At 71.2% G+C, this 14,310-nt stretch carries 12 protein-coding genes; 5 read left to right on the plus strand and 7 right to left on the minus strand.

Going from position 1 to position 14,310, the window contains the following annotated elements:
- From AB0H93_RS00945 to AB0H93_RS00955, 3 genes are all read right to left on the minus strand, one after another.
- A complete protein-coding gene (locus AB0H93_RS00945; RefSeq protein ID WP_358565353.1) occupies window positions 1-2,250 on the minus strand; it encodes a nitrate- and nitrite sensing domain-containing protein in 2,250 nt (749 codons plus the stop codon).
- A 94-nt stretch (window positions 2,251-2,344) separates the two neighbouring features.
- Window positions 2,345-3,127, minus strand: a complete 783-nt coding sequence (locus tag AB0H93_RS00950; RefSeq protein WP_358565356.1) for an MHYT domain-containing protein — start codon at window positions 3,125-3,127, stop codon at window positions 2,345-2,347.
- Window positions 3,128-3,429: 302 nt separating this feature from the next.
- Window positions 3,430-4,278, minus strand: a complete 849-nt coding sequence (locus tag AB0H93_RS00955; RefSeq protein WP_358565359.1) for a TIGR04222 domain-containing membrane protein — start codon at window positions 4,276-4,278, stop codon at window positions 3,430-3,432.
- Between the two features lie 290 nt (window positions 4,279-4,568).
- Here AB0H93_RS00955 and AB0H93_RS00960 point away from each other — a divergent pair, with 290 nt between their 5' ends.
- Window positions 4,569-5,795: a phosphodiester glycosidase family protein gene (locus tag AB0H93_RS00960; protein ID WP_358565362.1), complete on the plus strand. Its 1,227-nt coding sequence runs from the start codon at window positions 4,569-4,571 to the stop codon at window positions 5,793-5,795.
- Between the two features lie 62 nt (window positions 5,796-5,857).
- Here the strand turns inward: AB0H93_RS00960 and AB0H93_RS00965 are convergent, their stop codons facing one another.
- Window positions 5,858-6,856: a DUF418 domain-containing protein gene (locus AB0H93_RS00965; RefSeq protein ID WP_358565365.1), complete on the minus strand. Its 999-nt coding sequence runs from the start codon at window positions 6,854-6,856 to the stop codon at window positions 5,858-5,860.
- Between the two features lie 375 nt (window positions 6,857-7,231).
- Between AB0H93_RS00965 and AB0H93_RS00970 the strand changes: the two genes are divergently transcribed.
- Entirely contained in the window at window positions 7,232-7,696 is a 465-nt protein-coding gene (locus AB0H93_RS00970) for an NUDIX domain-containing protein (protein ID WP_358565368.1), read from the plus strand.
- 91 nt (window positions 7,697-7,787) lie between these two features.
- Window positions 7,788-8,864, plus strand: a complete 1,077-nt coding sequence (locus AB0H93_RS00975; protein WP_358565371.1) for a MerR family transcriptional regulator — start codon at window positions 7,788-7,790, stop codon at window positions 8,862-8,864.
- Between the two features lie 56 nt (window positions 8,865-8,920).
- On the opposite strand, the gene AB0H93_RS00980 is transcribed toward AB0H93_RS00975, so the two are convergent.
- Window positions 8,921-9,673 carry an SDR family oxidoreductase gene (locus AB0H93_RS00980; RefSeq protein WP_358565374.1) on the minus strand — a complete coding sequence of 251 codons (753 nt, stop codon included), beginning with the start codon at window positions 9,671-9,673 and terminating at the stop codon, window positions 8,921-8,923.
- 293 nt (window positions 9,674-9,966) lie between these two features.
- Here AB0H93_RS00980 and AB0H93_RS00985 point away from each other — a divergent pair, with 293 nt between their 5' ends.
- Window positions 9,967-11,151: a fumarylacetoacetate hydrolase family protein gene (locus AB0H93_RS00985; RefSeq protein WP_358565376.1), complete on the plus strand. Its 1,185-nt coding sequence runs from the start codon at window positions 9,967-9,969 to the stop codon at window positions 11,149-11,151.
- Window positions 11,152-11,224: 73 nt separating this feature from the next.
- Window positions 11,225-12,127: a phosphotransferase gene (locus AB0H93_RS00990; RefSeq protein ID WP_358565379.1), complete on the plus strand. Its 903-nt coding sequence runs from the start codon at window positions 11,225-11,227 to the stop codon at window positions 12,125-12,127.
- Between the two features lie 9 nt (window positions 12,128-12,136).
- Here AB0H93_RS00990 and AB0H93_RS00995 read toward each other — a convergent pair whose 3' ends face one another.
- Both AB0H93_RS00995 and AB0H93_RS01000 read right to left on the minus strand, forming a co-directional pair.
- On the minus strand, window positions 12,137-12,547 hold the full coding sequence (locus AB0H93_RS00995) for a cupin domain-containing protein (RefSeq protein ID WP_358565382.1): 411 nt from the start codon (window positions 12,545-12,547) through the stop codon (window positions 12,137-12,139).
- 316 nt (window positions 12,548-12,863) lie between these two features.
- On the minus strand, window positions 12,864-14,252 hold the full coding sequence (locus AB0H93_RS01000) for an amidase family protein (protein WP_358566861.1): 1,389 nt from the start codon (window positions 14,250-14,252) through the stop codon (window positions 12,864-12,866).
- Window positions 14,253-14,310: the final 58 nt, after the last annotated feature.

Here is a 14,310-nt window from a genome sequence, read left to right on the forward strand (position 1 = left end):
TCAGGCGTCAGCGGAGTCGTCGGTCGCCGTGCCGCGCCCGCGGGCGAATCCCTGCTGGAGCGCGGACATCATGCTTCGCGCCTGGTCGGGCGACAGCGGGGACGCGGCGGCCGGGTCGGTTCGCTTGCGGTTGTCCGCTTGCAGCCCGGTGGCGAGGCTCGCCTGGCGGGTCCGGCGCGGCAGACCCCCGGTGTCCGGTTCCGGCGCGGGCTCGTCGGCCACCGCCGGCTCCACCCAGACCTGCTGCCGCGCCGGCATCGCGGTCCGGACCGGCAGCCTCGTCGCGATCGCCTTCTTCGGCGGCCGCACGGGTTCCGGTTCGGACGGCTGATCGCGGGAGTCCCCGGCCGGTTCCGCCGTGAGGATCGACATCGGCAGCAGCACCACGGCCGTGGTACCACCGTAGGGAGACCGGCGCAGCGACACGGTGATGCCCTGCCGGTTCGCCAGGCGGCTCACCAGGAACAGGCCCAGCCGGTCGCTTTCGAACAGCTCCAGCTGGTGGGCCTCGGCGATCAGCCGGTTGGCCTCCGCCAGCCGCTCCGGGCTCATGCCCAGGCCGCGGTCCTCGATCTCCACCACGAACCCGGTGCCCACCGGCTCGCCGTGCACCAGCACGGTGCTGTCGGGCGGCGAGAACGTCGTGGCGTTCTCCACGAGTTCGGCGAACAGGTGCGTGACGTCGGAGACCGACGAGCCGAGCACGGACAGCCCGGGCATCCGGCGGATCTCGACGCGCGCGTAGTCCTCGACCTCGGAGACCGCCGAGCGGACCAGGTCCATCAGCGGCACCGGCTGGCGCCAGGCCCGACCGGGTGCGGCACCGGACATGATGATCAGCCCCTCGGCATGTCGGCGCATCCGCGTCGCCAGGTGGTCGACCCGGAACAGATCTTCCAGCGCGGCCGGGTCTTCCGTCCGGCGTTCCATGCCGTCCAAGATGCCGAGCTGGCGGTGCACCAGGGACTGGCTGCGCCGGGCGAGGTTGACGAACACCCCGGAAACCCCCGTGAGCAGTTCGGCCCGTTCGGCCGCGGCCTGCAGCGCCGAGCGCTGCACCGCGTTGAGCGCGTCGCCGACCTGGCCGATCTCGCCCTCGCCGGGCGCGACCACCGGGACGTCGGCATCGATGTCGATCTTCTCCCCGGCCCGCAGCCTGCGCATCGCCTGCGGGAGCCGCCGGTTCGCCAGTTCCAGCGCCGAGTCGCGCAGGCCGACCAGCTCGATCACCATGCCGCGGCCGATCCGGACGGAGACCGCCAGCGCGAGCAGCACGGCGACCAGGCCGAGGAGCACCGTCCACACCGCCTGCGTCGTCACCGATCGGCTCGCCGCTTCCGCCTCCGCGGCGCCCGCGGCACGCGCGTTGGCCTGGCTGGTGTCCACCGCCTGCGTCAGGGCCTGCACCGCGCCGCGCCACTGGTCCGGGGCGAAGGTGACGGTGCCCGCTTCGAGCATGTCCTTCTGCATCGCCCAGAGGGAACGGTAAGCGTCGCCATCGACCAGCCGCCGGTACGCCTCCTGGTCGGCAGCCGGGAGTTCGGGCAGCAGGCCATCGGTCAGCACGTCCTGACCGCCGAGTGCGACGGCGAAGGCCCGGTGCTGCTCGGGCGTCATCCTCGCGCCCGCCGGCACCGAGGTCACGATCGCGTCCTGCCGGTCGATCGTCTCCGCGACGCGGCTGTGCTGGAGGACGACCCGTGCGGCCGCGGCCGCCTGCCCGTCCTGCACAGTGGTCAGCACTTCCTCCACCGCGAACGCGTGCTCGATCGCGGCGGAGTACTCGACGTAAGCACTTGTCCAGTCCGCCGGCCGGGCGCTCTGGAACCGGTCGAGGTCCTGGACGAGCACGTCGATGCGCTCGTTCACGTCGGTGGCGATGCTCGCGATGTCGGCCCTGGCGACGGTCACACCGTCGAGCAGCGCGGTGGCGGCCTGCGCGGTGCGCGCGCGCTCGGCGGCGAAGGCCTGCTCCGCCGCCGGTTGCGGCGCGGCCAGGTACCGCACGGCCGCGGCGCGCTCGCCCTGCAGGCTGCCGACCAGGTTCCGGACCGGGCCGGCCAGCTTCTCGTTGAGCTGCTCGACCTGGTGCAGCGTCCATGCGCTCTGCACCGCCGAGACCGTGGCCATCGACCACAGCGCCATGAGCGAAACGACCGGGACCGCGAGCAGCGCAACGGTCTTCGCGCGCACCGATTTCGGTTGCAGGCGCGGGAATCCAATGCCGGAATACCGGCTTTTTTCGGGCATGAACCATCCATCCCGGATTTTCGAGAAACGGCTGTTGCGGACGCGGCGAGCGGCCGATCAATTCACGCGATATGCGCGGCGGGAATTCCGTTGATCAAATTCGTCCGGCGGCGGGCTCCGCGGGATTCTCCGACGCTCCCCCGGCGTCGTCCGAATCGGGCTTCCGCGACGCGTTCGGCGAAATCGCGACGAACGCCGAGGTGAGGAACAGGTACGACCCCAGCAGAACGGTGAGCGGGAAGATGAACTGCATCGGCGAGGCGCCGGCCACGGGCGCGGCCACGTCGTGCAGGTGGACGCTCACGGCGGCCATGCCCGTGTAGTGCATCGCGCTGACCGCCACGCCCATCACCAGCGAGGCGCCGAACGCGGCCATCGGACCGCGGATGTTCAGCGTCGCCCACAGCGCGGCGGTCGCGGCGGCCACGGCGATGACCACGGACAACGCGACGATCTCGGGGGCGTAGCTGACCATGCCGGAAAGCCGCATCGCCGCCATCCCGACGTAATGCATGGCGGCCACCCCGACACCGGCGATCAGGCCGCCGACGAGCACCGCCAGCACCTTGGAACGGCTGTAGCCGACCGCGAAGACGCCGATGCCGACCACCACGATGGCGACCACCAGGCTCAGCACCGTGAGCGGGACGTCGTAGCGGACGTCGGTGCCCGTGACGTGGAAGCCGAGCATCGCGATGAAGTGCATCGTCCAGATGCCGGTGCCGATCGCGACGGCACCGTTGATCAACCAATTGCGCCGCGCGCGGCCGGTCGTCGCGAGCGCGCGCACCATGCAGCGCAAGCCGAGCGCCGCACCGACGCAAGCCATCACGTACGACAGGACCGGTGTCAGCCAGCCGAAACCGAACTCCGTCATCGAGCCTATCTGACCCATTATTCCCTAAAGCGTGTAGGCGGCACCTGTCAAGAAGCGACCCTCATTGCCCCGACTGGCCGGTCACGTCGAATGACCATACTCAGATCACGCGCCGATCACAACCACTCTCCACAATAGATTTTCGAGTGACGGACTATGCGCGGTGCGTGATTCTCGACCGCATACGACGCAGTTAATTCTCCCTTAAGTAACGACCCCCGCGCCGCGACGCCCGCGCGCGAGCCGCGAACGTCCGAATAGGACGATCATCTTCTGCCCTGCCGGAACGGCGGGCCGCCGCGTCACTCCCCGCCGCCGTCGCCGCCGTCTCCGTCTCCCCCATCGCCGCCGCCGCTGCGGCCGCCGAGCAGAGCCCGCTTCCACCACGCCAGCGGGATGTTCAGGTGCGCGACCACCCGCTCGTCCGGGTACTGCTCCATCCCGTGGATCGCCACCGCCGTGGCCACCTGGACCGGGTGGCTGAAAGCCTGCCGAGCGTGCCGGTTTCCGGCCGGCACCTCCGACGCAGCCCGCGCCCGGTCCACCACCCGGTCGCCCTTGAACGTGCGCTTCGGCTCCCACCCGAGGTGCAGAGTTCCCACCCACAGGAACACGACGAGCGACACGAGGAGGCACTCCGGCGAGAAGTAGCCGCGGATCAGCGAATCGACGATGCGGATCAACCCGGCCGCCGCGACGGCGCCGAGCAGCCCGATCAGCACGCGCAGCGCCTGCAACCGGCCGGACCCGCTGATCAGGCCGTGGACGCTCAGCCACGCCACCAGCGCACGGGTGATCCCGGACCTGCGGAAGGCGCGCCGCAGCTCGGCCATCGCGATGCCGTCGCCCGCCCAGTCCAGCACCCGCTGCTGGTACTCGTGCTGCGCGCGAATGCCGGTGGCGCGCAGCTTTCCGTCGGGCCCGACGCGCAGCGCCCCGGCCGCGACGAGCTCGGCGACGACGCTGTCGGCCACCCTGTCGACGCCGCCGCTGAGGTAGGCGAGCTGGTACTGGTCAGGCTCGAAGTAGCCGGTCTTGGGCCCGATCCTGGCCAGCAGGTTGAGCAGGGAGATGCCACCGCGCAACAGGACCATCAGGAAGAGAAGCAGGACGGTGAACTCGGAGTTGCTCATCCCCCAGGCGACGTCCACGTGCCCTCCTCGATCGATCCGCTCTCCTGCAGACGCCCCACACCCGTCGAGGTTGCCCCCGAGCCTGCCACCCGTGCGTTGCCCGGCCGAATCGGCGGCGAGCGCCCCTCACTTGGCCCAACGCACGCAGACGCCATCGCCGAGCTCGTCGAGACCGACGTACCGACTGCTCTCGCCGGGAACGAGGAATTCGCCCGCGCCTCACCGGCAATTCATCGCCGGAGAATCTCCTGGCCGCTGCCACGGCGCTACGCTGCCGCCGGTTCGATCTTGCGGAGAGGCGGACGGCGATGACTTCTGCGGCATTCCCACGTCGGTTGGCTGCGCTCGGTGCCGCCGTCCTCCTCGGCGCACTGCTACCACCGGCCGCGCCCGCGTCGGCCGATCAGCCGCGCCTGACCGAGGAGCAGGTCGCGCCGGGCGTGACCTACCGGTCCTTCGAGCTCTCCACCGAGCACGGGCCGGTCGTCGGATACCTGCTGACCGCGGACCTGCGCAATCCCGACGTCGAACTCGATCTGCTGCACCCGCCCGCGGTGGCGGCCCGGGACGAGATCGACGACATGACCAATGCGCAGCGGGCGGTCGCGGGCGTCAACGGCGACTTCTTCCACCTGAGCGAGACGCACGAGGGCGTTGCCGCGACGGGCTCCTCGGTCGGGCCCGCGATCGCCGACGGTGTGGACCTGAAAGCCGCCGTTCCCAACGGGCAGCGCTTCGGCCCGGGATTGCCCGCGGGCACCTCGACCAAGGACGTGTTCGGTCTGGGTGCCGACCGGCGCGCGCGAGTCTCCAGCGTGTCGTTGACCGGCGTGGTGCTCAGCGGCGGGACGACGGCCGACCTCGCGGGCCTGAACCAGTACGCGGTGCCGGTCGGCGGAATCGGGCTCTACACCTCGGCGTGGGGCGAGGTCTCCCGGGCACGCGCGGTGTGCGGCACCGACACGGATCGCTCCGCGCCGTGCACCACCGACACCGAAGAAGTGGTCGTCCGGAACGGCGTTGTCAGCGCCGAGCACGACGAGCCGGGCGCCGGCGCCATTCCCGGTGACACCGTCGTCCTCGTCGGGCGCGAGGAAGGCGCCGCCGAGCTGGAGAAGCTCAACCTCGGCGACCGGGTCGTGGTCGAATCCCGGCTGGAGGCGGCCGACGCACCGCCGCTGGAGTTCGCCGTCGGCGGATTCCCGATCCTCCGCGCCGGAAAGCCGTTGCCCGGCCTGGAGACCGGGACGTTGGCACCGCGCACCGCCGCGGGCGCCAGCTCGGACGGGCGGACCGCGTACCTGCTGACCGTGGACGGGCGCTCCGCCGCCAGCACCGGGCTGAGCGTCCGCGAGCTGGCCGACCTGATCAGGTCCTTCGGGGCCGCCGATGCCGTCAACCTCGACGGCGGCGGCTCGTCGACCTTGGCGGCGCGCGACCCCGGTCAGCCCCGAGCGGTGATCAAGAACGTGCCCTCCGACGGCGTTCCCCGCGCCGTGGCGAACGGGATCGGCGTCTTCTCCGCCGCCCGCTGACGAACCCGCGTTCTGGGAACACTTCGGCCTCGCACCAGGACCTTCCCCGAGTGACGCCGGCTTCAGGCGACCTGTCCGCGCAGCGGAACCCGGTTCCACCACGTCACGCAGCGCCAGGCCCACTCCAGCGGCCCGTATGCGAACCTGCTCAGCCACCAGCGCGAGAACACCCACTGCACCACCAGGATCCCGGCGGCCAGCAGCAGCATCAGGTCGTACCGGATGGAGTCCTGCCCCAGGCCGATCACCGGCGCCACCGCCAAGGTCAGCAGGGTGGCGGTGATGAAGTTCGTCAGCGCCATCCGCCCCAGCGGCGCGAACGCCGCGGAAAGCGCGCCACCGGCGCGAGTCCTGCACAGCAGCAGGAAACCGGACGCATAGGCGAGCCCACCGAGCAGTCCCGCCGCCGCCCAGATCACGAAGAACGACGCCGAACCCTTGCTGTTGACCTGCAACCAGAGAGCGAAACCGGCCAGCACCGCGGAGAGCCCGAAGGCGATCGCGAGCTGCCCCGCCCGGCGGTCGAGCGTGTCGATCACGCCGTACCGGACGGTGGCCGCGCCGAGCAGGAACAGGCCGGGTACCAGGCCGACTCCGCCGTTCAGACCGAACAACCCCACCGCGAGCAGCCCGGCGCCGCCCCAGAGCGCGACCCACCGCGGCAGCACCGACGTCGGCAACAGCACGATCAGGCCGACGATCGCGTAGATCAGCAGCGGCTCGCCCGGCAGCAGGAACTGGTGCCCGATCCCGATGACCAGCAGCGCCAGCAGCCTCCGCAGCAACAGCACCCGGGGCCGGGCCGCTCGCCCGGTCGCGCGGTCCAGGAACAGCGCGAAACCCACGCCGAACAGGAACGCGAAGATCGGGTGGAACCGCTGCTGCACGAACATGTTCAGCGCCGAGCGGACCGGATCGGCCACCCCGATCGCAGGCCCCCAGCCCATGTGCACGAGGTCCGGGATGTTGACGAACAGGATCCCGCACAGCGCGAACCCGCGCAGCGAGTCGAGATCACCGATGCGCCGCCGCACCTGTTGTGCCGCCACGGCAGTCGTCATCGACCCCACCCCCGCGATCCGCACGACGCGAGCCCGTCCGCGCACCGAACCGCTTGCCGGCGCATCAGAACCACGGTCACCGGCCAGGGCTTCATCGCCCCGGCGCCGGCCGCTGAGCTTGACACGAGTTCCTCCTGACATCGCAGCCCACCCGGCCCATCGCCGAGTCCGATCACGATCAGGATCGCCGCGACCACCCCCATCGCGGATCATCCGCAAGGCCGAGTCCGGCTCGCACCGGTCAGCCGATCGGCCACCAAGAACGAGCCTTTCGGCCGGGAAGACTGGAAAGCACCGCCGTGCTCCGATCCCGTCTGTTACCCGGAAGCCCGATATCGCCCACCAGCCCGAAATCCTGGGGCTAGGGTCGGTTCCATGGTTGATCGGTTCCAGGTCGTTCCTTCCGTCTACATCGCGCTCCGCAGGTCGAACGCCCAGGAGGAGGTGCTGCTGCAACTGCGCCGCAACACCGGGTACATGGACGGGCATTGGGCGATGGCCGCGGCGGGCCACGTCGAGTCCGGTGAATCCGTCATCGACGCCGCGCGCCGGGAAGCCGCCGAAGAACTCGGCATCGACATCTCCGCCGGAGACCTCGTGCCGCTGTCGGTCATGCACCGAACGCAGGGCGACCAGCGGGCGATCAACGAACGGGTGGACTTCTTCTTCGAATGCCGTCGCTGGACCGGTCGGCCCAGGCGGGCCGAGCCCGAGAAGACCGCGGATCTGCAGTGGTTTCCGCTGGACGCGCCGCCGAGTCCGACCGTGCCCCACGAGCAGTACATCCTCCGGCACCTGCGCGCCGGCACCCTCCCCCAGGTCACGACCTTCGGCTTCTGACCGCCCGCCGTCGACGGGAGTTTGACCTTCACCCAGGGACAACCCGCAGGGTCGGGTCACCGGGCGAGGCGCCCGGGACGAGGAGGGAGCCATGTCCAGGCTGAGCATCGGCGAGTTCGCGCAGGCGACGGGGCTGACGCCGAAAGCGTTGCGGCTCTACGACGAGCTGGGGCTGCTGCCACCGGCGGACGTCGATCCGCGTTCGGGTTACCGCTCCTACGACCGGTCCCAGCTCGAACACGCCCGGCTGGTCGCGTGGTTGCGCGGGCTCGGCATGCCGTTGGCCCGGATCAGGGTGGTCTGCGACCTTCCCCCGCTCGCCGCGGCAGCCGAGGTCGGCTCGTACTGGCGCCAGGTCGAGGCCGACACCGCGGCCCGCGGGGAATTGGCGGCCTTCCTCGTCGACCACCTTTCGCGGAGGGAAACCGAAATGGCCGATGTACCAGCGGAATGGGAACTTCGCTCTGCTGCTCGAGATGATCGCGGGTTCGTGCGGGACGAAAATCAAGATGCGGTGTACGAGGGCAGGAACCTTTTCGCCGTCGCCGACGGATTCGGCGCGCAGGGCATGGACCGCGCGGCGAGCGTCGCGGCGGTCGACGCGCTCCGGGCTCTCGACGCCGAGGTGCCCACGGGAAACCTGCTGAAGATTCTCGGCGCTGCCGCGAACGGCGCGCGGCAGGCCGTCCACGACTTCGCAGCCGACCCGGCACACGAGAACGTCGGCACCACGCTGACCGCGATGCTGTGGTCGGGCGCCCAGTTCGCCTTGGCGCACGTCGGGGACACCAGGGCGTACCTCCTGCGCGACGGGGAGCTCACCCAGATCACCCACGACCACACCTTCGTGCAGTCACTGGTCGACGAGGGAAAGCTGACCCCGGAGGAGGCGGCGACGCACCCGAACCGGGCAACGCTGCTCCGCGCCCTGCAACGCGGCGGGACCGTGGAACCAGACCTCCACCTGCGCGAAGCGCACAGCGGCGACCGTTATCTGCTCTGCTCCGACGGGCTCCACGCCGTAGTGCCCGAACAGCAGCTGCGCGACGCCCTGGAGGCTGCAGGCGATCCCGGGGAAGCGGTGGACCGCTTCACCGAACTCATCCGCGACGCAGGCGCACCGGACAACTTCGCCTTCGTGGTCATCGACGCGCTCGCACGCGCGTAGCCGACGGACGGCCCGTCCTTGCCAGCAGGCCGAGGACGGGCCGTCCGCAGGCGATGTCACCAGACCGTGTAGCCGCCATCGACGACGAGGTCCGTGCCGGTGCAGTAGCTGCTGGCGTCGGAGGCCAGGAAGACCACGGCGGGGGCGATCTCGCGGGGTTCGGCGACCCGCTTCATCGGGGTGTCGCCGACCCAGACCCGGCGCCACTCCTCGTTGCTCATCCCGCGCTTGGTCATCTCGGTGCCGACGTAACCGGGCGAGACGGAGTTGACCCGCACGCCGCGGTCGGCCCACTCCCCGGCCAGCGACTTCGTCAGGTGGATGACGCCCGCTTTCGCCGTGTTGTAAGCAGATTGCGGCTGCGGGTGGTTGGAGATGTGGCCGCTCATGCTGCCGGTGTTGACGATGCTCCCCGAACCCTGTTCGAGCATCCGCCGGCCCGCCGCCCGGCAGCAGTAGAAAACGCCGTCGAGGTTCACCGACATCACCCGCCGCCAGTCCTCGTCCGCGAGGTCCTCGCTGGGATGGTTGTGCACGATCCCGGCGTTGTTGACCGCGACGTCGACCGATCCGGCCGTCGTCGCCACGTGCTCGAACGCCGCCTCCACGCTGGCCGGGTCGGTGACGTCCGCGGCCACGAACTCGACGCCGTGCCGCTCGGCGGTCGCGTTGCCGACCTCCGGGTTGATGTCGCAGATGAACACCCGCGCCCCGGCGTCGCGCAGGCCCAGCACGATCGCCTCGCCGATGCCCTGCGCGCCGCCGGTGACGACCGCGTTCTTGCCGTTGAGTGCGAAGAGATCGCTCAAGTTCCCCTCCCGGGACGTGGCCGAGGTACGAAGCCGGTGATCATCCCGCCCGGCGGGAACCCCATCGCGTCCACATCGGACACCGATGTGCGCTGGCCTTCGCCGGGCCCGGAATCCGGTTGACTTCGTATGATGTTCGGACCATAGTTCGGCCATGCAGCCGCCGCAACCATCCGCAGCCGCGGCACGCCGGAGTTCGCGCGATCACCTGCGCCACGTTCGGATCCCGGCGGGAAGCGCTGATCGCAATCCCCTTCGGATCGCTCCAGCAAGCCCCGAGGAAGGCAGGCACCTTGAACCTCTCCGCCCACGCCGATCACGTCCTGCCCGATGACGCGGACCGGGCGACGCTGGTCGCCCGCGTCTTCGACCCGGACTGCGGCGGCCCGTGCGTCGCCGCGGTGCGCGGCGCGTCGGTCGTCGACCTGACCGGCGTCGAGCCGACGGTCGCCGGGCTGCTCGAACGGGCCGACGCCGGGGAGGTCGTGCGGACGCACGAGGGCGGCCGGAGCTGGCGGCTCGCCGACCTCCTGCAGGCCACGCTGTCCGGCGACCGCGCCCGGCCGCACTTCCTGGCGCCGGTCGACCTGCAGGTCATCAAGGCGGCGGGCGTGACCTTCGTGCGGAGCATGCTGGAGCGGGTGATCGAGGAGCGCGCCGAGGGCGACCTCCGCCGGGCCGAGGAGATCCGCGCGAAGCTCGGCGACGTCATCGAAGGCCGGATCTCCCAGGTGCGGCCGGGCTCCTCCGAGGCGCAGCGGATCAAGGAGGTGCTCGTCCGGGAGGGCCTCTGGTCGCAGTACCTGGAGGTCGGCATCGGCCCGGACCCGGAGATCTTCACCAAGGCCCCGGTGCTGTCCGCGGTCGGCACGGGCGCGGAGATCGGGGTGCTCGAACGCTCGACGTGGAACAACCCGGAGCCCGAACTGGTCCTCGCGGTCACCTCCCGCGGCGTCCCGGTGGCGGCGACGCTGGGCAACGACGTCAACCTCCGCGACTTCGAGGGGCGCAGCGCGCTGCTGCTTACCGAGGCCAAGGACAACAACGCGTCCTGCTCGATCGGCCCGTTCCTCCGCCTCTTCGACGACGAGTTCACCCTCGACGATGCGCAGGACCTGGAGATCGGCCTGGCCATCGCCGGGACCGACGGCTACCGGCTGGACGGCGTCAACCCGGTCCGCGAGATCAGCCGCGACGTGCGGGAGCTGATCGGGCACGCCCACGGCCGCCACCACCAGTACCCGGACGGGTTCGTGCTGTTCACCGGCACGATGTTCGCCCCCACCGAGGACCGCGACGTCCCCGGCCAGGGCTTCACCCACAAGCCCGGCGACGTCGTGCGCATCTCCTCCCCCGCGCTCGGTAGCCTGATCAACGTCGTGAACACCGCGGAGGACGCGCCCGACTGGACCTTCGGCATCCGCGCTCTGATGACCAACCTCGCCGCCCGCGGCCTCCTCCAGGGCACCGCGACGTGACCGAAACCGCCCACCGCCCGCATCGAGCATCGGCTGTTCGCGACCAGAGCGGCCGGTGAAGGAGCCGGATCCCGTGCCGTTCACAGACATCTCGTTCACCGAAGCCGCGCGGCAGGCGCTCGATGCCCGGTGGGGTCTGCGCTTCGCGGGCGATCCCGTCCGGCTGCACGGCGGCGAGGAGTCCGCCGCGTTCGCCGTCGGCGACCACGTCGTCCGGGTGGGGCCGGAATGGCGCAGCACGGAAGAAGCCGAGTGGTGCTACGCCATCGCCTCGCACGCTTCGAGCGAGGTGCCGGAGGTGGTCGCTCCGGTCGCCACGTCCGACGGGCGCGCGGTGGTCCGGGTCGACGGCCGCCCGATGTCGGTCTGGCCGCTGGTCCCGGGCAGGTGGCCGACCCGCGAAACGCCCGGCGCCCCGGCTCAGGCCGCCTCGCTGCTCGCGCGGCTGCACCGCTCCTTGGCCGGGATGCGGCCGTCGCCGCGGCCCGTCCCGTCCGGCCTGGAACCGGGCCTGGACGGGTCCGAACCGCCGGCTGAACCGGCTCTCGCGGACCCGGAACTCGATTCGTGGCTGGCGGAATTCCACCGCACCCACCGGGAACGCCAGGCCGTGCACGGCGATTTCTACCCGGGCAACACGCTGACCGACGGAGGCGCCCTCACGGCCGTGGTGGACTGGGACGAGGCGTGCGTGGTCCCGCCCGCGGTCGAGGTCGCCTACGCCGCCCTGGAATGGGCCGAGGAGAAGTCCGCGATCGACACCGCGGCGATGCGCTCGTTCGCGCAGGCTTACGCCGCAGCCGACGGGCCCGCCGGGCTCCTCGACGAGGAAACCCTGGCGCAGCTCATCCGGCACCGGCTGCGCCGTGAGGTGGTGTCCTTCCACGAGCAGCGGCGGCTCGGCGTCGTGCACGACGCGGAAGACCTCGCCTACCACGCACGCCGTCTCGAGATCTTCGCCGAACTCCGCCCGTGACGCCGCAGGTCACCAGGCCGCGGTCGTGGCACGGCCGTAGTCGTCCTCCAGGCGGACGACGTCCGCCTGCCAGCCCGGCTCCGCCGTGGACGTCTCCAGCAGGACCGCGTCGGACACCGCCGTGACCCGGTGCACGACGCCGGACGGGATGCTCGCCGTCTGGCCGGGGTCGAGCTCCATCCGGACCAGCGAATCGCGATTCGGCCCCAGATCGAGGAGCACGATGCCGGACTGCACGGCGATCGTCTCCTCCTTCTTCTCGTGGTACTGCAGCGAAATCGACTCGCCCGCCCGGATGTGCAGCACCTTGCCGACGTAGCGGCCGGCCACCACGGCGAAGATCTCCTCGTAGCCCCAGGGCTTTTCGATCCGGACCACCGTTGCGAGGCTGGACAGCGCGAACTCTGCGACATCGGTCACGACGATCCATCCTTCCCGTGCGGAGTGCCCCCTCGGCGCGCGCACCGGGCAACGGCGCAGCGCCTGCGGACGGCCGGTGAAAGCACGTCCGCGGTCCTTCCGAGGTGTGGCGCACAATCCCGCATCAGTTCCCCCAAGCACGCGGTGTTCGAGCCGAACACCGCGGACCTGCGCACCATAACGCCGGGGCCGCGCGGCCGCCCAGGGCGCGCAGCGCCCCGCTACCGGATCGGACGACACGCGGCGAGCGATTCCCATGAACGGCGCGGAAGTCCACCTGCCGGCGGAACGATTCATCCGGCACGTGGAAGCCGCGTCAGCCGATGGGGTCGGGCCCGACCGTCGGCAGGTAGCGCGGCGCCCGCCAGGCCTTCAGCTCGCGCTCGGCGGCGGCCGCCAGCGACAGCAGCTCGGCGTCCTGCCGGTCGCCCGCCATGAGGAGCAACCCGACCGGGAGCTCACCGACGGAACCCGCGGGTACCGAGACCGACGGGTAGCCCGCCACCGCGGCGGGCGTCGAGGACGGGATCACGTCGTTGTCGCCGCGCTCGCAGTCGGTGGTCCACGCCGGCGGGTTCGTCGGCGCGGCGACGGCGTCCAGGTCGTGCGCGGCCAAGGTCTCGTCGATCGAGCGCCGGGAGAGGTCCGCCAGCTCGGCGCGCATCGCCTGGTACTGCGGATCGGTCGTCGGCGGCGCGGCGAGCGCCTGTTCGAAGAGCTCCTGGCCGGCGAAGCAGGTCTGCTCCGCCGGGGTGCGGCGGTTGAACTCGATCAGCTCGGCCAGGTCGCGGGGGCCGTGCCGGGTCGCGAGGTACGCGTCGATGTCCCGGTGAAACTCGCTCAGCAGCGCCGGGAACTCCAGCTCACCCAGCCGGTCCTGGTAGGGCGGGGTCACCTCCACCACGGCGGCACCCGCCGCGGTGAGCCGCCGCGCCGCGGCGGTCATCACGGCATCGACGTCCGGCCCGAGCGACGGCAGCCGCCACAGGCCGATCCGCTTGCCGCGCAGGTCGCCCAGCGGCGAGAACGCGCTCTCCTCGCCCTGCAGCACCGCGAAGGTCAGCGCCGTGTCGATGACGTTGCGCGCCATGGGGCCCGCGGTGTCCTGCTCCGCCGAGATCGGCACGACGCCGGACTGGCTGACGAGGCCGAGGCTCGGCTTGTGACCGACCACCCCGTTCATCCCCGCCGGGCACACGATGGAGCCGTCGGTCTCCGTGCCGATGGCCACCTGCGCCAGCGACGCGGCGAGCGCGGCGGCGGAACCCGACGACGAACCGCACGGGTTGCGGTCCAGCACGAACGGGTTGCGGGTCTGCCCGCCCACCGCCGACCACCCGGAGGTGGGCTTCCCGGCGCGGAAGTTCGCCCACTCGGACAGGTTCGTCTTCCCGAGGATGACCGCGCCCGCGTCCCGCAACCGGGTCACCAGGACCGCGTCCGAGCCGGGCGGGCTCCCGGCCAGCGCCAGCGAGCCCGCCGTCGTCGGCAGATCGCGGGTGTTCACGTTGTCCTTGAGCAGCACGGGAATTCCGTCGAGCGGGCCGAGGACGGTGCCGCGGCGGTGCCGGGCATCGCTCGCGGCCGCCTGGGCCATCGCCGCCGGATCGGTGCGCAGCACCGCCTTGATCTTCGGATCGATGGTGCGGATCCGCTCCAGGTAGGCGGCGGTCAGCTCCGACGAGGTGAGCGATCCGCGCGACATCCTGGCCTGGAGCTCGGGAATCGTCACCGTGTCGAGGTCGACGCCCAGTCCTCCGCGC

Source organism: Saccharopolyspora sp. NPDC050642 (assembly GCF_040654735.1).
Taxonomy (GTDB): Bacteria; Actinomycetota; Actinomycetes; order Mycobacteriales; family Pseudonocardiaceae; genus Saccharopolyspora; species Saccharopolyspora elongata.

Bases quoted from the DNA above. Each gene is read 5' to 3' on its own strand.
- AB0H93_RS00975 (WP_358565371.1), top strand. From the start codon at position 7,788: ATGTCCAGGCTGAGCATCGGCGAGTTCGCGCAGGCGACGGGGCTGACG.
- AB0H93_RS00945 (WP_358565353.1), bottom strand. From the start codon at position 2,250: ATGCCCGAAAAAAGCCGGTATTCCGGCATTGGATTCCCGCGCCTGCAA.
- AB0H93_RS00970 (WP_358565368.1), top strand. From the start codon at position 7,232: ATGGTTGATCGGTTCCAGGTCGTTCCTTCCGTCTACATCGCGCTCCGC.
- AB0H93_RS00950 (WP_358565356.1), bottom strand. From the start codon at position 3,127: ATGACGGAGTTCGGTTTCGGCTGGCTGACACCGGTCCTGTCGTACGTG.
- AB0H93_RS00965 (WP_358565365.1), bottom strand. From the start codon at position 6,856: ATGACGACTGCCGTGGCGGCACAACAGGTGCGGCGGCGCATCGGTGAT.
- AB0H93_RS01000 (WP_358566861.1), bottom strand. From the start codon at position 14,252: ATGTCGCGCGGATCGCTCACCTCGTCGGAGCTGACCGCCGCCTACCTG.
- AB0H93_RS00960 (WP_358565362.1), top strand. From the start codon at position 4,569: ATGACTTCTGCGGCATTCCCACGTCGGTTGGCTGCGCTCGGTGCCGCC.